This window comes from Mesorhizobium sp. M0778 (genome assembly GCF_040320105.1).
GTDB lineage: Bacteria > Pseudomonadota > Alphaproteobacteria > Rhizobiales > Rhizobiaceae > Mesorhizobium.
In genome coordinates this window covers 48,887-71,974 of record NZ_JAMYPA010000011.1, presented here as the reverse complement: position 1 = coordinate 71,974, position 23,088 = coordinate 48,887, and the positions used below count along the sequence as shown (strand labels likewise).

21 protein-coding genes and 1 tRNA gene are annotated in these 23,088 nt (G+C 61.8%); 8 read left to right on the top strand and 14 right to left on the bottom strand.

Features of this window, described 5'->3' with window-relative positions; all coding sequences use genetic code 11:
* Positions 1 to 198 precede the first annotated feature (198 nt).
* Positions 199 to 2,451: a DNA topoisomerase IV subunit A gene (gene parC / locus NKI22_RS17295; protein WP_352640049.1), complete on the bottom strand. Its 2,253-nt coding sequence runs from the start codon at positions 2,449 to 2,451 to the stop codon at positions 199 to 201.
* A 366-nt stretch (positions 2,452 to 2,817) separates the two neighbouring features.
* On the opposite strand from parC, the gene NKI22_RS17290 reads away from it, so the two are divergent.
* Positions 2,818 to 4,011 carry an aq_1923 C-terminal domain gene (locus NKI22_RS17290; RefSeq protein WP_352815984.1) on the top strand — a complete coding sequence of 398 codons (1,194 nt, stop codon included), beginning with the start codon at positions 2,818 to 2,820 and terminating at the stop codon, positions 4,009 to 4,011.
* 80 nt (positions 4,012 to 4,091) lie between these two features.
* Here the strand turns inward: NKI22_RS17290 and aspS are convergent, their stop codons facing one another.
* The 4 genes from aspS to NKI22_RS17270 form a co-directional block, all read right to left on the bottom strand.
* Positions 4,092 to 5,882, bottom strand: coding sequence for an aspartate--tRNA ligase (gene aspS / locus NKI22_RS17285; protein WP_352481313.1), 1,791 nt, complete (start codon positions 5,880 to 5,882; stop codon positions 4,092 to 4,094).
* A 212-nt stretch (positions 5,883 to 6,094) separates the two neighbouring features.
* Complete coding sequence (locus tag NKI22_RS17280; protein WP_352495346.1) at positions 6,095 to 6,919, bottom strand: carbohydrate ABC transporter permease; 825 nt, start codon at positions 6,917 to 6,919, stop codon at positions 6,095 to 6,097.
* A gap of 19 nt (positions 6,920 to 6,938) precedes the next feature.
* Entirely contained in the window at positions 6,939 to 7,811 is an 873-nt protein-coding gene (locus NKI22_RS17275) for a carbohydrate ABC transporter permease (protein ID WP_352481315.1), read from the bottom strand.
* A 68-nt stretch (positions 7,812 to 7,879) separates the two neighbouring features.
* Positions 7,880 to 9,148, bottom strand: coding sequence for an ABC transporter substrate-binding protein (locus NKI22_RS17270; protein ID WP_352495294.1), 1,269 nt, complete (start codon positions 9,146 to 9,148; stop codon positions 7,880 to 7,882).
* A gap of 257 nt (positions 9,149 to 9,405) precedes the next feature.
* On the opposite strand from NKI22_RS17270, the gene NKI22_RS17265 reads away from it, so the two are divergent.
* Both NKI22_RS17265 and rnd read left to right on the top strand, forming a co-directional pair.
* Positions 9,406 to 10,668, top strand: a complete 1,263-nt coding sequence (locus NKI22_RS17265; RefSeq protein WP_352851972.1) for an MFS transporter — start codon at positions 9,406 to 9,408, stop codon at positions 10,666 to 10,668.
* 57 nt (positions 10,669 to 10,725) lie between these two features.
* Positions 10,726 to 11,877, top strand: a complete 1,152-nt coding sequence (gene rnd, locus NKI22_RS17260; RefSeq protein WP_023717241.1) for a ribonuclease D — start codon at positions 10,726 to 10,728, stop codon at positions 11,875 to 11,877.
* A gap of 11 nt (positions 11,878 to 11,888) precedes the next feature.
* Here rnd and NKI22_RS17255 read toward each other — a convergent pair whose 3' ends face one another.
* From NKI22_RS17255 to guaB, 3 genes are read right to left on the bottom strand one after another with little or no spacing between them, the layout of a single operon-like run.
* Positions 11,889 to 12,308 (bottom strand): MAPEG family protein, encoded by a 420-nt coding sequence (locus NKI22_RS17255; RefSeq protein ID WP_023717240.1) that lies wholly within the window; start codon positions 12,306 to 12,308, stop codon positions 11,889 to 11,891.
* 28 nt (positions 12,309 to 12,336) lie between these two features.
* Entirely contained in the window at positions 12,337 to 12,876 is a 540-nt protein-coding gene (locus tag NKI22_RS17250; RefSeq protein ID WP_031193481.1) for a hypothetical protein, read from the bottom strand.
* Between the two features lie 31 nt (positions 12,877 to 12,907).
* A complete protein-coding gene (gene guaB, locus NKI22_RS17245) occupies positions 12,908 to 14,410 on the bottom strand; it encodes an IMP dehydrogenase (protein WP_352458563.1) in 1,503 nt (500 codons plus the stop codon).
* 296 nt (positions 14,411 to 14,706) lie between these two features.
* Here guaB and NKI22_RS17240 point away from each other — a divergent pair, with 296 nt between their 5' ends.
* Positions 14,707 to 16,128: an MFS transporter gene (locus NKI22_RS17240; RefSeq protein WP_352851970.1), complete on the top strand. Its 1,422-nt coding sequence runs from the start codon at positions 14,707 to 14,709 to the stop codon at positions 16,126 to 16,128.
* A gap of 216 nt (positions 16,129 to 16,344) precedes the next feature.
* Here NKI22_RS17240 and NKI22_RS17235 read toward each other — a convergent pair whose 3' ends face one another.
* On the bottom strand, positions 16,345 to 17,055 hold the full coding sequence (locus NKI22_RS17235) for an RlmE family RNA methyltransferase (RefSeq protein WP_352587820.1): 711 nt from the start codon (positions 17,053 to 17,055) through the stop codon (positions 16,345 to 16,347).
* A gap of 58 nt (positions 17,056 to 17,113) precedes the next feature.
* The gene (locus NKI22_RS17230) at positions 17,114 to 18,514 is read right to left on the bottom strand and encodes a Ppx/GppA phosphatase family protein (RefSeq protein ID WP_352851968.1); all 1,401 of its coding nucleotides are present in this window, start codon (positions 18,512 to 18,514) and stop codon (positions 17,114 to 17,116) included.
* 299 nt (positions 18,515 to 18,813) lie between these two features.
* Between NKI22_RS17230 and NKI22_RS17225 the strand changes: the two genes are divergently transcribed.
* The 4 genes from NKI22_RS17225 (at position 18,814) to NKI22_RS17210 (ending at position 20,828) form a co-directional block, all read left to right on the top strand.
* On the top strand, positions 18,814 to 19,746 hold the full coding sequence (locus NKI22_RS17225; RefSeq protein WP_352640043.1) for a lysylphosphatidylglycerol synthase domain-containing protein: 933 nt from the start codon (positions 18,814 to 18,816) through the stop codon (positions 19,744 to 19,746).
* A 119-nt stretch (positions 19,747 to 19,865) separates the two neighbouring features.
* Positions 19,866 to 19,939, top strand: a tRNA-Gln gene (locus tag NKI22_RS17220).
* Positions 19,940 to 19,989: 50 nt separating this feature from the next.
* The gene (locus NKI22_RS17215; RefSeq protein WP_352717566.1) at positions 19,990 to 20,271 is read left to right on the top strand and encodes a hypothetical protein; all 282 of its coding nucleotides are present in this window, start codon (positions 19,990 to 19,992) and stop codon (positions 20,269 to 20,271) included.
* Positions 20,272 to 20,480: 209 nt separating this feature from the next.
* Positions 20,481 to 20,828: an HNH endonuclease signature motif containing protein gene (locus tag NKI22_RS17210; protein ID WP_352640042.1), complete on the top strand. Its 348-nt coding sequence runs from the start codon at positions 20,481 to 20,483 to the stop codon at positions 20,826 to 20,828.
* A 348-nt stretch (positions 20,829 to 21,176) separates the two neighbouring features.
* Here the strand turns inward: NKI22_RS17210 and NKI22_RS17205 are convergent, their stop codons facing one another.
* The 4 genes from NKI22_RS17205 to NKI22_RS17190 all read right to left on the bottom strand — a co-directional run bounded on the left by NKI22_RS17205 (position 21,177) and on the right by NKI22_RS17190 (position 23,064).
* The gene (locus tag NKI22_RS17205) at positions 21,177 to 21,608 is read right to left on the bottom strand and encodes a YybH family protein (RefSeq protein ID WP_352958625.1); all 432 of its coding nucleotides are present in this window, start codon (positions 21,606 to 21,608) and stop codon (positions 21,177 to 21,179) included.
* A gap of 122 nt (positions 21,609 to 21,730) precedes the next feature.
* Positions 21,731 to 22,069, bottom strand: coding sequence for a hypothetical protein (locus NKI22_RS17200; protein ID WP_352640040.1), 339 nt, complete (start codon positions 22,067 to 22,069; stop codon positions 21,731 to 21,733).
* Between the two features lie 321 nt (positions 22,070 to 22,390).
* Positions 22,391 to 22,693, bottom strand: a complete 303-nt coding sequence (locus NKI22_RS17195) for a hypothetical protein (RefSeq protein WP_352587852.1) — start codon at positions 22,691 to 22,693, stop codon at positions 22,391 to 22,393.
* Positions 22,694 to 22,911: 218 nt separating this feature from the next.
* A complete protein-coding gene (locus NKI22_RS17190) occupies positions 22,912 to 23,064 on the bottom strand; it encodes a hypothetical protein (RefSeq protein WP_352587855.1) in 153 nt (50 codons plus the stop codon).
* Between the last annotated feature and the right edge of the window lie 24 nt (positions 23,065 to 23,088).

Here is a 23,088-nt window from a genome sequence, read left to right as displayed (position 1 = left end):
CCAATTTGGTCGAAAGGAGCCCGAAACAAAAAACCCGCCTTGGCGGGCGGGTCGTCGGTGCGAATCAGCACCATAGCGAAATTAGTAGCATAGCTGCCGGCACAAAGCAAGAACAAAATGCGCCGCCAGGCGCGAAAACACGAATTCCCTTTCACCACCTCGCCTGACCGCCCCCGAAAGGTCACGCTCCTTCGCGCGCTACCCGAACTTGCCCGTGCGCGGGAACCCCTTCGGCACCATGCGACCGGCCGAGGCGCGGGCGCCGATCCATTCGGCAAGCTCGTCACGCGATTTGGTGAAGGTGCGATCTGCCGAATCCTGCCAGGATAGGCCGCTTGCGAGCGTGAAGGTCTTGAGGTCGAGGACACCGCCATCCTTGTATTTCTGCAGGCGCACGCCCTTGCCGCGTCCCATCTCCGGGATCTCGGCCAGCGGAAACACAAGCATCTTGCGGTTCTCGCCGACAATGGCGAGATGGTCGCCGGCGACGCTCACGCAGCGCTGGGCCTCGTCGGGCGCCTTGACGTTCATCACCTGCTTGCCCTTGCGGGTGTTGGCGACGACCTCCTCTTCCGGCACGATGAAACCGTTGCCGTCATGCGAAACCAGCAGCAGCTTGCGCTTGGGGTCATGGACGAAGGCGGTGACGATATCCTGGTCGTTGTCCATGTCGACGATGATGCGGATCGGCTCACCATGGCCACGCCCGCCCGGCAGCCGGTCGGCGCCGATCGTGTAGAACTTGCCGCCGGTGGTGAAGACCAGCACCTTGTCGGTCGTCTGAGCGTGGAAGGCGAGCTTGAGGCTGTCGCCTTCCTTGAAGGTCAGGGCCGAATGGTCGGTCAGATGACCTTTCATGGCCCGCAGCCAGCCTTTTTCCGAAACGACGACGGTGACCGGCTCGCGCTCGATCATGGCATGGGCGATATCGGTCAGGTCATGTTCGGGCGCGTCCGCGAACTCGGTCCGGCGCTTGCCGATCTCGGTCTCGGGCCCGTATTTCTGGCGAACATTGGCGACTTCCCACTTGATCGTCGCCCACTGCTTGGCGTCGGACGCAAGCAATGCCTCGATCTGCTTCTTCTCGCCGGTCAGGCCGTTGAATTCCTCGCGGATCTCGAATTCCTCGAGCTTGCGCAGCGCCCTCAGCCGCATGTTGAGGATGGCTTCGGCCTGGGTGTCGGTGAGTGACCAGCGGGCCATCATCACCTGCTTGGGCTCGTCCTCCTCGCGGATGATCCTGATCACCTCGTCGATGTTGAGATAGGCGATCAGATAGCCGGCGAGGATCTCCAGCCGCCTCTCGATCTCGCCGAGACGGTGCTTGGAGCGGCGGATCAAGACGTCGCGGCGGTGCTCCAGCCATTCCTTGAGCACGCCTTTCAGCGACAGCACGTTCGGTACCTTGCCGCGCGACAACACGTTCATGTTGAGCGGAAAGCGGCTTTCGAGCTCAGTCAGCTTGAATAGCGATTCCATCATGATGCCGGGATCGACCGAGCGGCTCTTCGGCACCAGCACAACGCGGATGTCCTCGGCGCTCTCGTCGCGGATATCCTCGAGCAACGGAAGCTTGCGCGCCATCAAGAGCTCGGCGATCTTTTCGATCAGCCTGGCCTTCTGGACGCCGTAGGGGATCTCGGTGACGACTATGTTCCAGGTGCCCCTGCCCTGGTCCTCCTGGCTCCATTTCGCCCTGACGCGAAAGCCGCCGCGTCCCGTTTCGTAGGCTTCGAGGATCGAGGCTCGGCTGTCGACGATGATGCCGCCGGTCGGGAAATCCGGACCTTGCACGAAGTCCATCAGCTTGGTGACGGGTGCATCCGGATGATCGATCAGGTGAAGCGCGGCGTCGCAAAGCTCGGCCGCATTGTGCGGGGGGATCGAGGTCGCCATGCCGACGGCGATACCGGACGAGCCGTTGGCGAGCAGATTCGGGAAGGCGCCGGGCAGCACGGCCGGCTCCTCGTCTTCCTCGTTGTAGGTCGGGCGGAAATCGACCGCGTCCTCGGTGATGCCTTCCAGCAGCAGCGTCGACACGTCGGTCATGCGCGCTTCGGTGTAGCGCATGGCGGCGGCGTTATCGCCGTCGATATTGCCGAAATTGCCCTGCCCGTCGACCAGCGGGTAGCGCATCGAAAAATCCTGCGCCAACCGCACCAATGCGTCGTAGATCGACTGGTCGCCATGTGGATGGAACTTGCCCATCACCTCGCCGACGATGCGGGCGCATTTGGCAAAGCCCTGGTCGGGGTTGAGCCGCAACAAGCGCATGGCATGCATTATGCGGCGATGCACCGGCTTCAACCCGTCGCGCACGTCCGGCAGCGCCCGGTGCATGATGGTCGACAGCGCGTAGGCGAGATAGCGCTCTTCCAGCGCCTTCTTCAGATCGACCGGCTCGATATTGTCGCCGCCGCCAGTTTCAGGCGGCAAAAGCCTTTTTCCCATGGGCTGGCACTAGCCGAGCGGGTGATTCGCGGCAAGAGGCGCCGGCATACGTCCTCCTAAAGCGCGTCGCGTTCGACCGGCCTTATGCGCGCGCTTTAGGTCCTTGTTTGATCCATGTCGCGCAAAACCGCTGCACACTTTTGCGCGACCTGCATTGTGCAACAGGAATTGGAAGCGTCGCGACGCCGGCCAACATCAATCCGTTACATCCGGCTTCTATCGCAAGCCTGATGGATCGGGTTTGCCTTTGGCCGCGATTTTCGACCATTGTGCCGAGGCCCGCCTTTTTCCGGTCCAGTTCGTCGCTGAATGGTGACGACGCGACGATTTGAAAAGAATTTCAGGACACTCTCAGGGGAGCTCTCGATGACGATCAGACACTCGACACTTATTAAAAGACTGGCTTTTTCCACCTTTTTGCTGACGCTGCCGCTGAATGCGGCGTTCGCGCAGGATACCGCGGTTGCCGACCGGCTGAAGGCTGCCCTCGCCGCCCAGGGCGTCGACCTCTCCTGGACCGGAGTAACCGGCGACACCTCCAGCATGGTTCTGCAAGGCGTAGCGGTCAAACCGGCGGCCGAAAAGGAGGCGCTCAAGATCGGCGACGTCAAGCTCGAAGGCGTGACCGAAGCCAATGGCGGCTATCAAATCGCGACCGTATCGACTTCGCCGTTCGAACACAGCGAAGATGGCGTCACGCTCAATCTCAGCCCCTTCGTCATCCACGACATGACGGTTCCGGCCGAAGGCGCAAGCGGCCCGCTGGGCTCGCTGATGATGTACAAATCGGCCGAGCTCGACAACATGACCGTCAAGGTCGCCGACAAGACTGCCTTCTCGATGGACGGGCTTGCCATCGCAATCACGCCGCCGGCCGACGGCAAGGCCATGGCGTTCTCCGGCACCACGGAAAAGTTCACTGCCGACCTGACGCTGGTCGAAGATCCGAAGTCCAAGGAAGTCATCAACGCACTCGGCTACCAGAACATATCGGGCAATCTTGAGATGGAAGGCACCTGGCAGCCTACCGACGGCAAGATGGATTTGTCGAAATACGAAATTTCGGTCGACAATGCCGGCACACTCGGCATGACCTTCAATCTCGGCGGCTACACGCTGGATGTCATCAAATCGATGCAGGAGATGCAGAAGAAGATGGCAGCTCAGCCTGAAGGCGCCGACAATTCGGCGCAAGGCATGGCCATGCTCGGGCTGCTGCAGCAGCTATCGTTCAACAGCGCCTCGATCCGCTTCGACGACGATTCGCTGACCAAGAAGGTGCTCGATTATGCCGGCAAGCAGCAAGGCATGTCCGGCAAGGACATTGCCAACCAGGCCAAGGCGATCGTGCCATTCGGCATGGCGCAGCTCAACAATCCGGAACTGACGGCGCAGGTTTCGGCCGCGGTCAACAAGTTCCTCGACGATCCGCAGAGCATCGAGGTCTCGGCCGAGCCGCCGGCAGCGGTGCCGTTCGCGCTGATCATGGCGGGCGCCATGTCCAACCCGCTCGACCTGCCGAAAACGCTTGGCGTGACGGTTACCGCGAACGAAGACTGACCGAGACAGCCTTCAAGCAAAAAGCCCGGCAGCGATGCCGGGCTTTTTTATGAATCCACAGGACCGGTTCGGAGCGTTTCCTAAACCTCTTTCTTCGTTGCCACGACGCGCAGCGACAATTCGCGAAGCTGCTGCGGACTGGCTTCCGACGGGGCGTTCATCAACAGGTCATAGGCCTGCTGGTTCATCGGGAACATGGTCACTTCGCGCAGGTTCCTGGCACCGACCAGAAGCATGACGACGCGGTCGATGCCGGCCGCCATGCCGCCATGCGGCGGCGCGCCATACTGGAAGGCACGGTAAAGGCCGCCGAAGCGTTCCTCGACGGTTGCGCGGTCCAGCCCGACCGTTTCGAACGCCTTGACCATGGTTTCGGGCAGATGATTGCGAATGCCGCCTGAGGCGATCTCGAAACCGTTGCAGACCATGTCGTACTGGAACGCCTTGATGCCGAGCAGATCTTCGCCGTTAAGCGCATCGATGCCACCTTGCGGCATCGAGAACGGATTGTGCGCGAAGTCGATCTTCTTCTCCTCCTCGTTCCATTCGAAGAACGGGAAGTCGACAATCCAGCACAATTCGAAGCGATCACGGTCGACAAGGTTGAGCTCCTCGCCGGCGCGGGTGCGCGCCGCACCCGCGAAGGAGACGAATTTCTTCGGGTCGCCGGCGACGAAGAAAGCGGCATCGCCATCGGCAAGGCCGAGCTGGAGGCGAATCGCCTCGGTGCGCTCCTCGCCGATGTTCTTGGCCAGCGGCCCGGCGCCTTCAAGCTTCTCGCCCTCCTTGCGCCAGAAGATGTAACCGAGGCCGGGCTGGCCCTCGCCTTGCGCCCATGAGTTCATGCGGTCGCAGAAGGCGCGCGAACCGCCGGTCTTGGCCGGAATGGCCCAGACCTCGGCCTTCGGATCGTTGGCAAGGATGTTGGCAAATACCTTGAAGCCGGAATCGCGAAAATGATCGGAGACGGCCTGCATCTCGATCGGGTTGCGCAGGTCCGGCTTGTCGGTGCCGTATTTGCGCATCGCGACATCATAGGCGATGCGCGGAAACTTCTGCGTCACCGGCTTTCCGGCGGCAAAGGTCTCGAAAACGCCTCGCATCACCGGCTCCATGGTGGTGAACACGTCCTCCTGCTCGACGAAGCTCATCTCCACGTCGAGCTGGTAGAATTCACCCGGCAGACGGTCGGCGCGCGGGTCCTCGTCGCGGAAGCACGGCGCAATCTGGAAGTAGCGGTCGAATCCGGACACCATGATCAGCTGCTTATACTGCTGCGGTGCCTGCGGCAGCGCGTAGAAAGTGCCGGGGTGGATGCGCGACGGCACCAGAAAGTCGCGCGCCCCTTCCGGCGACGAGGCGGTCAGGATCGGCGTCGAGAATTCGGTGAAGCCGACCTCGCCCATCAGCTTGCGCATCTCGGCGATGATTTTCGTCCGCGCGACGATATTCTTGTGCAGCGTATCGCGGCGCAGGTCGAGGAAGCGGTATTTGAGGCGGATGTCCTCCGGATAATCCGGCTCGCCGAAGACCGGCAGCGGCAATTCCCTGGCCGCCGACAGCACCTCGATCTCGCGCGCAAAAATCTCGATCTCGCCGGTCGGCAAATTAGGGTTCACGGTGTCGGCGAGGCGCGCCTTGACCTCGCCATCGACGCGGACGACCCATTCACCGCGCAGGGTCTCGGCGATCTTGAAGGCCGGCGAATCCGGATCGGCGACGATCTGAGTCAGGCCGTAATGGTCGCGCAAATCGATGAACAGCAGGCCGCCATGGTCGCGCACGCGATGCACCCAGCCCGACAGGCGGACGGAAGAGCCGACGTCGCTCTTCCTCAACTGGGCACAGGTATGGCTGCGGTAACGATGCATTGTCATTGCTAGGTCCGGATGTTGGTTGCGGCCAAAGCACGATGGCCCGGCCTGAAAATTTGCGCGAAAAGCACATGAGAGTGTGCATTTGTCAAGGCAAGCGGCGCCCGGGACGAGTTCGCGTTCTTCCCGCCCCTGTCCCACCGGCATCAATTTATGCCAGAGGCGTTAATCCGAGTTCGCTGCTCTGTCCAGCAGTTCAATTATGCACCTCATCCCTTGACCCCGCCTGCGGTGAGGCCGGAGATGATCTTGCGCTGGAAGATCAGGACGAGGATGACGAGCGGCACGGTGACGATCACCGATGCGGCCATGATGTTGCCCCACGGGATCTCGAACTGCGAGCTGCCGGAGAGCAGCGCGATGGCGACCGGCACGGTTCGCTGCTCGTTGTTGGAGGTAAACGTAAGCGCGAACAGAAATTCGTTCCACGCACCGATGAAGGCGAGAAGCCCGGTGGTCGCCAGCGCCGGCCACATCAGCGGCAGGAAAACGCGGCTGATGATGATCCAGGGCGTGGCGCCGTCGAGGATCGCCGCTTCCTCCAGCTCGATCGGCAGGTCGCGAACGAAGGCGGTGAGCACCCAGACGGTGAACGGCAAGGTGAAGATCATATAGGACAAGATCAGCGCGAACGGCGAATTGTAGAGGCCGAAGGCCCGGATCAGCTCGAAAAGCCCGGCAAGCACCGCCAATTGCGGGAACATAGAGACGGACAGGATAATGAGGAGCAGAGCCGAGCGGCCGCGGAAGCGGATGCGCGCCAGGGCATAGGCGGCGGTGACGCCGAGGAACAGCGAAATGACGACAACGGCGCTCGAGATGAACAGCGAGTTCACGAGGTTGCGCAGGAAGGTCCCTTCGGTGAAAACGGTCTTGTAATTGCTGAAGGTAATCGTCTTCGGCCAATAGTCGATCTGGAAGAGCGCCGTCCCTGATTTCAGGCTGGTGACGATGGCGTAGTAAAACGGGAATACCGCGACGACGACAATAACGGCGACGAGGAGGTAGAAAGCCGTGCGCTTGACGATCCACATGGTCAGCAGCCCCACATGATCAATAGTCCTTGTCCAGTCTTATCCGGCCGAGCCACAGAACGAGCATGGTCAGCAGAGCGAGGATGAGGAAGAGCAGCGTCGAGGCGGCGGAGCCGTAGGCAAACTTGTCGAACTCAAACAGGCTCTCGCGGGCAAACACCGACATCGACTTGGTGTGGATATTGTTTGGCGTGAGCACGTAGATCAGGTCGAAGATGCGCAGCGCATCGAGACCGCGGAAGATCATGGCCACCATCAACGCCGGCCGGATGAGCGGCAAGGTGATCTTCCAGAAAACTTTCCATGCGCCGACGCCGTCGAGCTTGGCGACCTCATAGATTTCTTGTGGAAGCATCTGGAGGCCGGCGAGAATGAGAAGCGCCATGAACGGGGTCGCCTTCCAGATGTCGACAATGAGGATGGCGACCATGGCAGTGTCGGCGCTGGCCGTCCAGGCTATCTTGGTGCCGATCAGGCCGAGCTTGAGAAGGACGTCGTTGATGATGCCGAACTGGTCATTGAGCATCCACTGCCACATTTTCGCCGAGACGATCGTCGGGATGGCCCAAGGGATTAGAATCGCGGCGCGTACGATGCCGCGGCCGCGAAACTTGGTGTTGAGCACCAGCGCGACGATCATGCCGAGCACCGTCTCGCAGGTTACCGAAATCACCGCGAAGCGCACCGTATTCCAGACGGCGCGCCACCAGACCGGATCGGCGAGCAGCCCGTCATAGATGACGCGGCCGCTCGGCATTTGCAGGACGGAGAAATAGTTGGCGAAGCCAACCCAGCGGCGGGCTTCGAGGTCGGCGAGCGAGGCATCGGTGAAGCCGAAATAGATCGTGCGCATCAACGGCCAGCCGGCAACGGCGGCGAGCACGATGAGCATCGGGGCAAGCAGCAGCCATGCCGAGCGCACACGCTGACGCGCCAGCAGCGAGCCTGAGCGCGGCGAGGTCACCAGGCGGTGCCCTTGAGCCTGGTCAAGGAGAACTCCAGATCGGCAAGGTTGTCGGCGGCCGTGCCCTCGCCGGACATGGTGTTGTGGACGGCGGTCCAGAACTCGCTCGATGCCTCATTGTACCTGGTCTTGGCCTGGGCCGAGGGACGCGGCACCGCGTTGAGGACAACTTCCTTCCAGCGCGGGATAACCGGCTGGGCGCTGGCGATGTCGGCATCGTCATAGAGCGCCTGAATGGTCGGCAGATATGCCCCCTTCAAGGCGCGGTACTTCTGCATCTGAGGCGAAGCGATCCATTTGACCAGCTCGACGGCTGCGGCCGGGTTCTTCGAATATTTGGAAACCGCAAGATTCCAGCCGCCAAGCGTTGCTGCCGGGCGGGCGCCCTCACCCGACCCGGACGGCAGCGTCGTCACCTCGAACTTGCCCTTGATGGGGGAGCTTTCGCTGTTGCCAAGCGCATAGGCGTAGGGCCAGTTGCGCATGAAGACGGCGTTGCCGGTCTGCCAGACACCGCGCGACTCTTCTTCCTGATAGGCCAGAATGCCGGGAGGCGAGATGGTTCCCACCCAGCTCCTCGCCATTTCCAGCGCCGCGGCTGCTTGCGGATTATTGATGGAGATCGTGCCGTCCGGCTCGATGATCTGACCACCGCCGTTCGACTTCACCCATTCGAGTGCATCGCAGGTCAGTCCCTCATAGGCGTTGCCCTGGAAAACGAAGCCCCACATGTCCTTGTTGCCGCCCTCGCGTTCCTTGTCCATGACAAGCTTGGCAGTATCGGCAAGCTCGGCCCAGCTGGTCGGGACCTTGGCGCCGTATTTGTCGAGGAGATCCTTGCGGTAGTAGAGCGCCGGAGCGTCGGTGAATATCGGCAAGGCGACGAGCTTGCCGTCGACGGTCTGCGATTTGATGATCGATGGGAAATGAGCGCCGACGACATCCTTGGTCGCCGCGGTCAGGTCGACGAGCTGCTTTGCAAGCTGGGGGGCCCAAATGACGTCCGTCTGATAGACGTCAACGTCGCTGTTTCCAGCGGCAAGCCACAGCCTGTATTGACTAAACTGGTCGGTCCCCGAGGGCGGCACCGGAACCACGCTAACCTTGTTGCCGGTCTTCTTCTCGTATTGATCGAGGATCTCGCGAAGGATTCTCTGGCCGTTGCCGGTATCGCCCGACACCATGGCGAGGTCGACAGCCCGCGCCGGCCCGGCCGCCAGAACTGCGGCCACGGCAAATCCAGCGAATGCGGAACGAAACTTCATGATGTCGGATCTCCCTTTGGAGCTTCAGGCAGCAGCAGAAACGGACGTCGATGCCCGACACCGTCCTCAGCACACCCGCAGCTCACAAGACGCGCATTCGCCCACCAGCACTGAACTACAAAGATACGCCTTGAGTTCCCAACACGGAACGTCCGGCGCGAAGCGGCAGCCCCCGGCTGGCCCCAACGCCTCCGGGAATTGCCGCTGGCATTGGCGAAGGCGATGGTTCAAGAAGGATCAACGACAGGCTTTCCTTCATGTCCTCCATCCGCCCGCTGATCCCGCTCCTGATCGCCGCCGGCATCCTGCTCGGCGGCAACGGCCTGCAGAGCACTTTGATTGCGCTGCGTGGTGCGCAGGAGGGTTTTCCCGCTTCCTCTATCGGCCTGATGGGCACGTTCTATTTCGCCGGCTTTTTGCTCGGCTGCCTTGCCGTCACCCGCATCATGAAGTCCGTCGGCCATGTGCGCGCCTTTTCCGCGCTGGCGGCGATCGCCTCGGCGGGAACGCTGCTGCTGGTGCTGGTCATCGATCCGGTGATGTGGTGCGCCGTGCGCTTTGCCGGCGGGTTCTGCTTTGCCGGCCTGTTCACCATCATGGAAGCCTGGCTGAATTCCGGCGTCACCAACACCGACCGGGCGCGGGTGCTTGCCATTTACCGCATGGTCGACATCGGTTCGGTGACGGGCGCCCAATTCCTGATCCCGATCTTCGGCGCCGGCGGCTTTGCCATCTTCGCCATCATGTCGATGATGATCACCGTGTCGCTGGTGCCGGTTTCGCTCGGCGACCGCTCCAACCCGACGCCGCCGGAAGACGTCAAACTCGATTTGGCACGCGTCTGGCGCATCTCGCCGCTTGGCTGCTTCGGCTGCATCGCCGTCGGCGTGACCAACAGCGCCTTCCGCACCCTGTCGCCGGTCTATGCCGAGCAGATCGGCATGTCGGTCGCCGACGTCGTCACCTTCGTCAGCGTCGGCATTTTCGGCGGCGCCATCATCCAATATCCGCTTGGCTATCTCTCCGACCACTGGGACCGGCGCTCGGTGCTGCTGATGACGACGTGCTGTGCGATGGTGGCGGCACTGGCGCTGGCGTTCGTGGCAGGCGGCAGCCCGTTCCTCAACTTCCTGCTCGTCTTTATCTTCGGCTGCTTTGCCATGCCGCTCTATTCGTTGTCGGCGGCGCATTCCAACGACCGCGCCGACAAGGGCGAGTTTGTGCTGATCAACGCAGCCTTGATGCTGTTTTATTCCTTCGGCGCCATTGGCGGCCCCTTCGCAGCCTCGACGGTGATGCAATATTTCGGGCCGAGCGCGCTGTTCGTGTTCAGCGCCACCGTCTATGCGATCTTCGTGGCGGTCATCCTTTTCCGGATGCGGGCGCGCTCTGCTGTGCCGGCGAGCCATCGCAGCCGTTTTACGGCGCTGTTGCGCACATCGACGGTTTTTGCCCGGTTGGCGAAGCGGAATGCCGATCCCGATGAACCCGCAAAGCCCGATAAAGGTGCTTGCGCTTGACGAAAGCGCGCGCGGCTGAAATTGAAAGAGACCCTATCCCTTGCCAAAAGCGATTTGATGCACGTCATCACCACCCAGAACGAACTCGAGACCGTTATTGCCGCTTTCGAAAAGGCGGAATTCGTCACCGTCGATACTGAATTCATTCGCGAAACGACCTTCTGGCCGATCCTGTGCCTGATCCAGATGGCAGCGCCCGGGGTGACGGCGCTGATCGATCCGCTGTCGCCCGACATCGACCTGAAACCGTTCTTCAGGCTGATGGCCAACGAGGCGATCGTCAAAGTCTTCCATGCGGCGCGACAGGACATCGAAATCATTGTGCATCTCGGCGATCTGGTGCCGCATCCGGTGTTCGACACCCAGGTCGCGGCGATGGTCTGCGGCTTCGGCGACAGCGTCTCCTACGACCAGCTGGTGCAGCGCATCACCGGCGCGCGGCTCGACAAGTCGTCGCGTTTCACCGACTGGCGCCATCGTCCGCTGTCCGAAAAGCAGCTCGACTACGCGCTCGCCGACGTCACCCATCTGATCGAAGTCTACAAGCACCTCAGCGCCGAGTTGGTGCGGGAAAACCGCGCCCACTGGCTGAACGAGGAGATGGACGTGCTGACCTCGCGCGAGACCTACGATCCGCATCCCGAGGATGCCTGGAAGCGGCTCAAGATGCGGCTGCGCAAGCCACAGGAACTGGCGATCGTGCAGGCGGTGGCCGCCTGGCGCGAACGCGAAGCGCGCGAGCGCGACGTGCCCCGCGGCCGGGTGCTCAAGGACGATGCGATCTACGAAGTAGCGCAGCAGGCGCCGCGCGATACGGCGGCGCTGAGCAAGCTGCGTACCACGCCGAAGGGCTGGGAGCGCTCGTCGACGGCGACGGCACTGCTTGGCGCAGTCAACGCTGCCCTGGCGCTGCCCAGGGAAGAGATGCCGAAGCTGCCGAAGAGCTTCCAGCCGCCGGAGGGGTCGAGCGCCGCGGCGGAGTTGCTGAAGGTGCTGCTGCGGATCGTTGCCGAAAAGGAAGGTGTCGCATCGAAGGTACTCGCCTCCAGTGACGACATCGATCGCATCGCTGCAGAGGGCGAGGACGCCGATGTGCCGGCATTGCAAGGCTGGCGGCGCGCCGTCTTTGGCGAGGCCGCGCTCAGGCTGGTGCGCGGTGAACTCGCGATCAGGTTCGACAAGCGCAAGATCGCGGTGTTCGATTTGTAGCTTGAGCTTGCTCAGACCAAGCCGAGCAGATGCAGCGCCAGCCATATCCAGCCAAGTGCGAGAACTACCGCGCCCACGTAGAATGCCCTGCTGCGCAGGATTAGCCGATTGCTGGTCAAGTGGACCGATGCGTGAAGATAGCGGGAGACCACAAAGATCCACATCAGCGCCAAGGTCAGATAATTGACGCCATTGGTCACGTGCAGCGTCAGGCATAAGACGTAGAAAAGCACCGGCAGTTCGAACTGGTTGCTCAGATTGTTGGCGACGGTGATGCTGGAACCAGGCTCCGTCGAGCGCGTCTTGAACTGGCCGGTCTTGGCTTCGCCCGACCTGACCGCACCATAGCGGCGCCGGCCCATTACGACATAGACGATATAGACCAGCAGCACCTGCGCCAGCATCGGCCAGAAGATCGCGGTCTGGTTCAAGACGCCCTCTGTCGTTGTCACCCAGCCTTCAAGGCCGTTTCTGAGCCATCAGAGTGAAAGCCGCAATGACGGTCACCGGCACCGCCAGAAGCGCGAATTTGGTGACGATCAGCGCCGAGGCAAAGGATAGCGAATCCGGATTGGCAGACAGGAAATCGGACAAAAGACGAGCCACGGCGATGTTCTGGGCATAGTCGGCGAGCGTGTAGGGCAGCACCAGCACAGCTGCGAATATCGACTGGGTTTGCGCAGGCAGCGAATGGAAATTCTTCAGCCGCCGGCCCGTTGCCAGGATCAGGCTGACCATCGTCAGCGACAGCAGCGCCGGAAACAGCAGGTCGAAGGTCAGGTAATGCCAGACGAGAATGATCTCGCTGCCACGCCGGCCGAGCGCCGTCAGCCAGGCCATGCCCTCATCCGGGGTGAAACCGGCATAGCGCATGTCGAGCGACGGCAGGCCGCCGCTCAATTGGCGAAAATAGAGGAACTCCATCGCCGTCATGATGATGAAAATCGCCACGGTGGCGAAACAGAGTGCGGCGGCGTGGCGCGACAGCCGCAGGATCATCGCCGCCAGATTGCGCCAATGCGCATGGCGATCAGGCTCCGCCAGGATAATTCGGGCTTTCGCGGGTAATCGTGACGTCATGGGCGTGGCTTTCACGAAGTCCGGCATTGGATATCCGCACAAAAGTGGCGCGCTCGCGGAAATCGGCAAGGTCGCGGCCACCGACATAACCCATAGCGGCTTTCAGGCCGCCCGCAAGCTGGTGCAGCACGCCAGACACAGGTCCTTTGTACGGCACCTGCCCTTCGATGCCTTCCGGGACCAGTTTCAGCGTGTCGCGCACCTCGGCCTGGAAGTAGCGATCGGCGGAGCCGCGCGCCATCGCGCCGACCGAGCCCATGCCGCGATAGGCTTTGAAGGAGCGGCCCTGGTGCAGATAGACCTCGCCCGGGCTCTCGTCGGTGCCGGCCAGCAACGAACCGATCATCGCCGCGCTGGCGCCGGCGGCCAGCGCCTTGGCCAGATCGCCCGAATATTTGATGCCGCCATCTGCAATGACCGAGACACCCGATTTTTGCGCCGTCTCGACCGCCGACATGATTGCCGAGAGCTGCGGCACGCCGACGCCGGCGACGATGCGGGTGGTGCAGATGGAGCCCGGCCCGATGCCGACCTTGACCGCGTCGGCGCCAGCATCGATCAGCGCCAGCGTGCCTTCCGCTGTGGCGACGTTGCCGGCCAGGATGCGAACCGAGTTGGAAAGCTTCTTGGCCCGCGTCACCGCATCCAGGACGCGCTGCGAATGACCGTGCGCGGTGTCGATCACCAGAAGGTCGACGCCGGCGTCGATGAGGCGCTCGGCCCGCTCGAAACCGTCATCGCCGACGCTGGTGGCGGCGGCGGCGCGCAAGCGTCCCTGCGCATCCTTGGTGGCGTGCGGGTTGAGCTGCGACTTCTCGATGTCCTTGACCGTGATCAGCCCGACGCAATTGCCGTCCCGATCGACCACAACCAGCTTCTCGATGCGGTGCTGATGGAGCAGCCGCTTGGCCTCGTCCTGATCGACGTTCTCCTTGACGGTGATCAGGTTCTCGCGGGTCATCAGCTCATAGACCTTCTGCGCCGGGTCGGAGGCGAAGCGGACGTCGCGGTTGGTCAGGATGCCGACGAGCCGGCCGACGGTGTGGCCGCCGGTGCCGCCGTTCTCGACCACCGGAATGCCCGAAATGCTGTAGGTGCGCATCAGACCCAGCGCATCGGCCAGCGTCGCCTCGGGACCGATGGTGACGGGGTTGACCACCATGCCGGATTCGAATTTCTTTACCTGCCGCACCTGCTCGGCCTGTTCGGCCGGCGAGAAATTGCGGTGGATGACGCCGATGCCGCCGGCCTGGGCCATGGCGATGGCAAGCCGCGCCTCGGTGACCGTGTCCATGGCGGCCGACAGGATCGGCACGTTGAGGTCGATGTCGCCGGCGATGCGGGTGCGGATGTCGGTCTCGCCAGGCATGACCTCGGAATGACCGGGCTGCAGCAGCACGTCGTCAAAGGTCAGCGCCAATGCGCCGGTGGACGTCTCGATGATTTTTGCCATGGCCAGCCCTCGGAATGCAGGAAAGGCGCTCGCCCTGGATGGACAGCGCCGACTCGTCTTCTTCCCTTTCAGGATTGGCGCTGGCTCGTAACACGTCCCGTCGCCGTTGAAAAGCCGATGGTTGTATAGTGGCGACGATGCATTTTGCCCCAGGTGCTGCGCACGACTTGCGGTCGCACAAACGTGACAGCAAATTAATGCGACATCCGGGCCAAGGCGTGATAACCGCCCTACGTGTCGGTTTGGCCCCAAGGCCGGCAAGCAATAGCGACGCACATTTCAAGGCCGGATCCATCGTGAACCGCACCATTCCGCTTATTCTGGCGGTCGCTCTATTCATGGAAAACATGGATTCGACCGTCATTGCGACATCGTTGCCGGCGATCGCCATCGACATCCACACCAGCCCGATCGCGCTCAAGCTGGCGCTGACCGCCTATCTGGTATCCCTGGCGATCTTCATTCCGATCAGCGGCTGGATGGCCGACCGCTTCGGCGCCAAGAATGTCTTCCGCGCCGCGATCGCCGTGTTCATCATCGGTTCGGTCGCCTGCGCCATGTCCAATTCGTTGCCGGCTTTCGTGGTCTCACGCTTCCTGCAAGGCATTGGCGGCGCCATGATGACGCCGGTCGGACGCCTGGTGCTGGTACGCGCCACGCCGAAAAGCGAACTCGTCGCCGCCATGTCGTGGCTGACCGTCCCGGCTCTGGTCGGCCCCCTGGTCGGTCCACCGGTCGGCGGCTTCATCACAACCTATTTCACCTGGCACTGGATTTTTCTGATCAATGTACCTATCGGGCTGATCGGGATCTGGCTGGCCACGCGTTTCCTGCCGAAGACCGACGCTGCGCAGACGCCCCCGCTCGATTTCATTGGTTTCGTGCTGAGCGGGCTGGCGGCATCGGGCATTGTGTTCGGCCTGTCGGTGGTCAGCCTGCCGGCCCTGCCGCCGGCTGCCGGCTTTATCACCGTTGCCGTCGGGCTGGCATCGGCGGTGCTTTATCTGCTGCACGCGCGCCACGCCAAGAATCCGCTGCTGGCGCTCGAGCTGTTTCGCAATCGGGTGTTCCGCTCATCGGTGCTCGGCGGCGGACTGTTCCGCATCGGCATTGGTGCCGTACCTTTTCTTTTGCCGCTGATGTTCCAGATCGGTTTCGGGCTGACGCCGTTCCAGTCCGGCATGATCACCTTCGTCTCGGCAATCGGCGCCATAGGCATGAAATTCGTCACTGCCCTGATCTTCAGGGTCGCGGGCTTCCGCCGTGTGCTGATTTCAGGCTCGCTCGTCGCGGCCGCGTCCATCGCCGTCAACGGCCTGTTCACACCCGACACACCCTATGGGCTGATCCTCGCCATGCTGCTCGCCGGGGGCTTCATCCGTTCGATGTTCTTCACCGGCATCAACGCGCTTGCCTATGCCGAGATTTCAGCCGCCGACACCAGCAAGGCGACGCCGATCACCGCGGTGTTCCAGCAGTTGGCAATCGCGCTCGGTGTGGCGCTGGCCGGCGGCATCCTGGAAGTGTCGACCAAGATCCATGGCGGCCCACTGACGCTGAGCGACTTCCACACCGCCTTCTTCATCGTAGCGGCGGTGTCGGCGGCAGCCTCGCTGTCGTTCATGCGGCTGGCGCCGGACGCCGGCAATGCCGTGTCGGGACATGGCCGACTGACACCGCCGAAGACGCTGGAGCCGGTGAGCCCGCCGGGGAGTTGACCTTTGCTCGTGCTTACTGACGCCGGAGGGACAGCGCCCCCCTCTGTCCTGCCGGACATCTCCCCCACGTGGGGGGAGATCGGACGTGACATCGGCTTTCGCCAATGTTCAACGTTGCAGGATTAGACAGCGCGCCGAAGCTGCCAATCTCCCCCCTCGTGGGGGAGATGTCCGGCAGGACAGAGGGGGGCGCGAAGGATCGCTACCGAGCGATTTTCACGCCGCGCCGTTTCCGCCTTTAAAATCCTTCGCCAACAAATACAGCTCCACCGACTCATCGCGCGAGGCCGGCGGCTTGACGTGATGGACCGAGCGGAAATTCCGCTTCAGCCTCGCCAGCAATTCGTTTTCGGCGCCGCCCTGAAAGGTCTTGGCGAGGAAGTGGCCGCCCGGCTTCAGTACCGACAGCGCGAAATCGGCCGCCACCTCGCAAAGATACATGGTGCGGATGTGGTCGGTCCGCTTGTGGCCGGTGGTGGGTGCGGCCATGTCGGAGAGCACGATGTCGGGCTGGCCGCCCAGCGCCTCGGCCAGCTTCTGCGGCGCCTGAGGATCGAGGAAATCCATCAGCAGCACCGGCGCGCCGGGCACCGCGTCCATCTCCAAATAGTCGATGCCGACGACGTTCGGGTGTTCCGCGGTAGATTTCGTACGTGCGGCAGCGACCTGGCACCAGCCGCCGGGTGCCGCACCAAGGTCGATCACCTTCATGCCTGGCTTGAGCAAATGGTGCTTGTCGTCGATCTCGATCAGCTTATAGGCGGCGCGCGAGCGATAGCCGTCGGCCTTCGAGCGCTGGACATAGGGATCGTTGATGTGGCGCTGCAGCCAGCGGCGCGACGATTCCTTCAAGCCGCTTTTCTTCTTGATCTTCGTCTTCAGCACGCGAATGCCGGCGGAGCTCGGTCTTTCCGGTTTCTTGGTCATTGCTTTGTTGCCTGTTTGAGCATGATCTTGTCCGAAAACCGGCAGCCACTTTTCGGGATCATGCTCTGCCCCGCCCGCTGTTTCGCCAGACGCCGTCATCGGCCATCAATTCGCTCAATATGCCCTCGCGCAAGCCGCGGTCGGCGACACGCAGCCGCTCCGACGGCCAGACGGCACGTATCGCCTCCAATATGGCGCAGCCGGCCAGAACCAGGTCGGCGCGGTCGGCGCCGATGCAAGGATTGGCGACGCGCTGCTGGAAATCCCAGCCGACCAGCTTTTCGACCATGCGGTCGACGCTGTCGCGATCCATCCACAGCCCGTCGACGCGGCGGCGATCGTAGCGTTCGAGATCGAGATGGACGCCGGCCAGCGTCGTCACCGTGCCCGAGGTGCCTAGCAAATGGAATTTCGGGCTGGACAGGAGGTGGCTTAGCCGGTCGCGCCCGTCGAAGGCGCGCAGCCGCATTGCAACATCCTCGACCATGGCGCCAAAGATCTCGCGCGTTACCGTGCGGCCGCCAAAACGCTCGGCCAGCGAGACGACACCGACCGGCAGCGAGGTCCACGAGACGATATGGTTGGCAAGCCTTGGCGAGCGATGGCCGGTGAGGTCGATCAGCGCGATTTCGGACGAGCCGCCGCCGATATCGAACAGCACGACGCCTTGCGTGTCGCGCTCGACCAGCGAGCCGCAGCCCGACACCGCCAGCCGCGCCTCGGTCTGGCGGTCGATGATCTCGAGCTTCAGGCCGGCCTCGCGCTCGACGCGCTCAAGGAACTCGACGCCGTTGGCGGCGGTGCGGCAGGCCTCGGTGGCGATCAGCCTGGCCTTCCTGACCTTGCGGTTGCGCAATTTGTCACCGCAGATCTTCAGCGCCTCGACCGCGCGGTCCATTGCGGCGTCGCCAAGCCGCCCATTGGCGGTAAGGCCCTCGCCCAGCCTGACGATGCGCGAGAAGGCATCGATGACGCGGAACTGGCCATGACGCGTCGGCACCGCGACCAGCAGGCGGCAATTGTTGGTGCCGAGGTCGAGCGCGGCGAACACCGGCAGTTCCTGCAGCGGTGGCGGCGTGCGCGCACCTTGCCCCAGCCTTGGCGACGTTGCCGGGGCTGAGGGCGGAGGCGCGTAAGCCGCGGGCTGGGGCGGACGCGCGGCCGGGGTCTCGTTGGCGGCGGGCACCGAAGCGCCGGCCGCCAGCGGACGAGCCTCGTCGCGTGCGAAAACCTTGCGCCCGCGCCGGCGCTTGCGCCGCTTCTTGGGTTTGCCGTTCTGATGCGGGCCGTTCTTACCCTTGTGATCGTGGGACGTGTCGCCAGCCTGTCCATTGCCGGACCGGGGCTGCACCTGACGGCCGTAGCGTCCGGTGGATGGGCTTGCCTGGCCGGATGGCGTCGGCGAACCCCTGGACACGCCCACTTCCGGCGCACCAGCGCCGGCTTCGTGGTCTTCCACTGTGGTTCCTTCCGGCGCCGCGCGAACCCGAGACCGGACGCAGCAGGCGCATTTACATGTTCAAGTTGCCGCCAGACTATCAGCGCCGGGCCGGATCACCAAGAGTGCTCGCGGCGAATTTTGCCGGCGGCGTTGTCTCGCCCCTGCCCTCGGCGGACGATGGCGCGCCCTTCCCGGTTGAATAGCCGGCTTCAATGAGGCATTTCTGAAATGGCGGGGTGAAACATTCGGGACCGCAGGTGGTTTGCCTGCTGCGAACCGGAAAACGGGTACGGGCTGCAACGCATGATCGTCACGCCATGAACTGGAGGCGCTATTTCTGGCCCGTGATCGGCATCGCCGCGGTGGTGTTTTCGCTGTGGCTGCTGCTGCACGAATTGCGGGGCATATCGCTCGACGATGTCTGGGACGGCATCGTCGCCATCCCGGCGCGCGGCTGGGTGCTGGCGGCGCTGAGCTCGGTCATCGCCTATGCCTCGCTCGCCGGCTACGACCACATCGCGCTGCTGCACATCGGCAAAAAAGTCTCGTGGCTGTTCGTCACCTTCTGCTCGTTCACTACCTACGCGCTGTCGCACAATATCGGCGGCTCGGTGTTTTCCGGTGCGGTGATCCGCTACCGCGCCTACGGCACCAGGGGGCTGACCGGCCAGGACGTCGGCATTCTGGTGGCGATCTGCTGGATCACCTTCGTGCTGTCGACACTGTTCGTCTCAAGCATCGTCCTGCTGCTCGAGCCCGAGGTGATCGACCGGTTTTCCGGCACGCCGCATCACCGGCTGGCGCAGGCGGCCGGCCTTGCCATGCTGCTCGTGGTGGCGGCCTATGTCTTCGGCAGCTGGCTGCATCTGAGACCACTCAGGATCGGCAGCTTTCAGCTGCACTACCCGGCGCTGCCGATCGTGGCGCGGCAATTGCTGGTCGGCCCGATCGAGCTGCTAGCGGCGGCGGCGATCATCTTCTTCGCCCTGCCCGCCACCGGCAATCCCGGCTATTTCGTCGTGCTCGGCGTCTTCCTGGTGTCGTTCTCGATCGCGCAGATCTCGCATGCGCCAGGCGGGCTCGGCGTGTTCGAGGTGGTGTTCCTTGCGGGCTTGTCACATATGGACCAGGTCGGGGTGCTGGCGGCGCTGCTGGTGTTCCGGTTGTTCTACCTGATCATCCCGCTGCTGATCGCGCTCGGTGTGGTGCTCTATTTCGAGCGCTCGCAATTCAGCCGCAGCGAGAGTTGAGGCGCCTGAACGCGACATTTGAACCCAGACACAGGGTTGACTATTTTCCGGCGGTGGCTACAAGGCACGCGCGGCGACATCGTCGCCCTGCCCGCGCGGTTTTCAACAGCCGCGCCTGCTGGGGAATAGGTTAACGGTAGACCCACGGACTCTGACTCCGTTAGTCCTGGTTCGAATCCAGGTTCCCCAGCCAGCTTCTTTTTTTCAATAGAAACAACTACTTAGATCATTCCCGAAAACGGCATGTGTTACAACCATGCGGATGATCCGCATGGTATTCTATCCGCATCATTCGGACCGGGAGGCGGCATGAATCTTCGATGGTCAATAAACCTGCTTGAGGACGGCGCTGTCGTCACTCAGGAAGGCGAATATCTCGGAACTTGGGGAATCGATGAATCGGACGCGATATATGAATTCACGCCAGACGGTGCAGCTGAGCCGTTGCTGTGCAGTGGATTTGTGAAGTTCCTATGCGATAGCATTGAACAATGGCACAGCCTGCAACAGAGCGGCGGCGCGTGAGCCACTCGCGATCGAAGCTGTCAAGTGCCTGCGTCCGCGCACGACGTTGATCCTTACACTCGCTGGAGGGCTGAGCACACTACATCTAGGAATGTTCCGCGCATGTTCACGTGATACGACGATATTTAGTGCCTCCCATGGACAAACGGCTGCGATCCGCATATTGTTCAATCGAAGTCGAGTCGGCTCTGGCGAAAGGATCACCTTCAATGAACAGTTTGCGTGACGAACTCACAAAGGGCTTGATCTGGCAAAAAGCCGCACCTCTTTCACGGTTCAGCTCAGAAGAATGGCGATCCGACGCTTTTGGCACTCTCATTCGATTTGCTGACTACGGGGATCGCAAGTCGCCCCACGGCTGGGAAATTGACCATATCAAGGCGGTTGCGTTGGGCGGGACTGATGACCTCGACAACTTACGACCTCTGCACTTCCGGACAAACGCGACCCTAGGCGGGCTGCTGGGTCAGGGCCTCAACGCAATGAATTCCACAACCCGTTTGGGAACAGTTGGTCTTGACGGCGGCGGTCCCGGCAATTCGCTGCTCCGGAGTTGAGAGTCTCCCGAACGCTAAAGGGCGCGGAATTTACGGTGACAGTGCACTTTTTACCATGTTGCCCCCGCCGCATGGTGCAACCTTGCCCGCGTTCCCGGTCTGCCGCATCCCCATCACCGCACGGGCGAGCAAAAGTGTTTCCACGTCCGAAGACTACGTGTTCCAAGTGCTTATCGAGCACGGCCGCGTCGCCGATGTCGCGGTTTTCGATGCACCCGTGGGCCGAGAGCATCGCCGAGCAAATCGTCAAGCCGTGAGAACCCGGAAAACGAGGCAGGCGGCGAAAAGAAAAATGGTGCACTGTCACCGTAATTCCCCGTAATTCCTAAAACCTCTCCGGCAACCCTTCTACTCCCCGACAATGGACGTCGACGGGCGTGCCGAGGTTATCGGATCGGCATGACGAAGGACGATCCTCCACGCGCCTTCCTCGCGCCGGAATATGGTGGTGACTCGAAGCGCAATCGGCACCAGTTTGTTGCCACCACCGACCTTGAATTGGAATCGCTCGACCTCGATGATGTATCCCAAGTCGGCTGTCGCATACTCCGAGATGCGGTCAAAGCCGATGGCCTTGCCGTGCCGGTAATTGGTGGCGGCCCGTTCCATGGTCTCAGCGGCCTTTCTCCATCCCTTCGCCGGCGGGCCAAAGGGATTGGCAATAATGACGTCGTCCTGTCGCGAGTAGAGGTTTTTCAAGGGCTCAGGATCGCCCTTTACGAAGGCATCCAGAGCCAGATGATCCTGCTCGATAAATTTCGTCAGGTCGGAGGCTAACATCTTAACATCGCCCCATGACTAAAAAGAGAACTCTATCAAGCGCTTCATCCGCCCTTCGCCTGCCGTAGGCGTTCGGGCTGGTGTCCGGAGTATAGATCAGAATTGCGGTGACAGTGCACTTTTTACCATGTCGCCCCCGCCGCATGGTGCACCTTGCCGGCGTTCCCGGCCTGCCGTATCGCGGGCGTCGTACGGGCGAGCCAAAGTGTTTTCACGTCCGAAGACTGTGTGTCCCACGAGAACTGCTCATCGAGTATTGCCGCGTCGCCGATGTCGCGGTTTTCGATGCGCCCGTGGGCCGAGAGCATCGCCGGGCAAATCGGCAAAGCCGTGAAACCCGGAAAACGAGGCACGCGACGAAAGGAAATTAGTGCACTGTCACCGTAATTCGGAATTATGGTGACCGTGATCGCCTGGGACGGCTCTACCTTGTTTACTTTATTGGCAAACCCAATCGCCATTCACCTTGGCCAACGACGTTCCAGCGGAGCAGGACCAGCAACCAAGGCTATGTTGGTACTGAGTTCCTCCAATGCAGCTCTGGCACACATTTCCTTCTTGCACACAGGGCCCATCCCACCTGCATTTTAGCTTCCCTGGGGTTTTCACGCACTGCTCGCCCTCTTCGATGGTTATTGAATCAGGCGACGATACACTAGGAGTCTCGGCCGCTGCGAACTGCAAAGATGCCAGCAGCAAGAAGCCGGAACATACAAGCTTCCTCATTGTTGCCTCCATTGGAAATGGAACGCGCCCTCCTGATTGGCCGGAATATTTTCCGACTAATGTTCCATGCACGTCACGAGATACCATGTGTAACCACAGCTGCCACCTCCATGACTACCCTGACGATCAGCGTGGCCATCCAATACCTTTTCCTGACCGTTGCTGATGATCGTGCATGCGGCCCTTACGGCATCCGCCGGTGATGGATTACATCCCACCATTATGTCAGTAGATACAGGGCAACCATTCGCTTGATCCTCGCCGCCGCAAACCCGTTTGGTATAATCCGCAGCAGCAGGACCGGCGAAAGCAAGCGTAGCAAATACTAGCGGCAAAGCAATAAGGCTGTTTCTTTTCATAACAACTCTCCTTGTGCAGTATGGGTTCAGACGACGTTTTGATTTTACCGGTGCGGTATGCGCATCGAACCTTAAAGGTGGGACAAATGCGGAACTTAATATTTAAACTCTGTATCGCCAAGCGGAGCGCAACGTCAGTTGTTCCGGCATTCGCAGGTGGCCATTGAGCAGCAGTCAGCCTGGCCGCCATTATCAGGAATTACGGCGACAGTGCACTTTTAGCCGCCCGCATACTCATCGAGCATTGCCGTGTCGCCGACGTCGCGATCTTCGATGCTCCCCCCTTCGGCCGAGAGCATCGCCGACAAATCGGCAAAGCCATGAAAACCCGGAAACGAGGCAGGCGGCGAAAGAAAGTAGTGCACTGTCACCGCAATCTGTCACCGTAATCGGAA

Coding starts and splice junctions, on each gene's coding strand:
- NKI22_RS17195 (WP_352587852.1), bottom strand. CDS start 22,693: ATGAAAAGAAACAGCCTTATTGCTTTGCCGCTAGTATTTGCTACGCTT.
- NKI22_RS17205 (WP_352958625.1), bottom strand. CDS start 21,608: ATGTTAGCCTCCGACCTGACGAAATTTATCGAGCAGGATCATCTGGCT.
- guaB (WP_352458563.1), bottom strand. CDS start 14,410: ATGGCAAAAATCATCGAGACGTCCACCGGCGCATTGGCGCTGACCTTT.
- rnd (WP_023717241.1), top strand. CDS start 10,726: ATGCACGTCATCACCACCCAGAACGAACTCGAGACCGTTATTGCCGCT.
- NKI22_RS17250 (WP_031193481.1), bottom strand. CDS start 12,876: ATGATCCTGCGGCTGTCGCGCCACGCCGCCGCACTCTGTTTCGCCACC.
- NKI22_RS17215 (WP_352717566.1), top strand. CDS start 19,990: ATGTGTTACAACCATGCGGATGATCCGCATGGTATTCTATCCGCATCA.
- parC (WP_352640049.1), bottom strand. CDS start 2,451: ATGGGAAAAAGGCTTTTGCCGCCTGAAACTGGCGGCGGCGACAATATC.
- NKI22_RS17275 (WP_352481315.1), bottom strand. CDS start 7,811: ATGCTCATCGTGCTCGCCGCCGTTGCCGGCTGGCCGTTGATGCGCACG.
- NKI22_RS17210 (WP_352640042.1), top strand. CDS start 20,481: ATGAACAGTTTGCGTGACGAACTCACAAAGGGCTTGATCTGGCAAAAA.
- NKI22_RS17265 (WP_352851972.1), top strand. CDS start 9,406: ATGTCCTCCATCCGCCCGCTGATCCCGCTCCTGATCGCCGCCGGCATC.
- NKI22_RS17270 (WP_352495294.1), bottom strand. CDS start 9,148: ATGAAGTTTCGTTCCGCATTCGCTGGATTTGCCGTGGCCGCAGTTCTG.
- aspS (WP_352481313.1), bottom strand. CDS start 5,882: ATGCATCGTTACCGCAGCCATACCTGTGCCCAGTTGAGGAAGAGCGAC.
- NKI22_RS17225 (WP_352640043.1), top strand. CDS start 18,814: ATGAACTGGAGGCGCTATTTCTGGCCCGTGATCGGCATCGCCGCGGTG.
- NKI22_RS17290 (WP_352815984.1), top strand. CDS start 2,818: ATGACGATCAGACACTCGACACTTATTAAAAGACTGGCTTTTTCCACC.
- NKI22_RS17280 (WP_352495346.1), bottom strand. CDS start 6,919: ATGTGGATCGTCAAGCGCACGGCTTTCTACCTCCTCGTCGCCGTTATT.
- NKI22_RS17200 (WP_352640040.1), bottom strand. CDS start 22,069: ATGGCGATTGGGTTTGCCAATAAAGTAAACAAGGTAGAGCCGTCCCAG.
- NKI22_RS17235 (WP_352587820.1), bottom strand. CDS start 17,055: ATGACCAAGAAACCGGAAAGACCGAGCTCCGCCGGCATTCGCGTGCTG.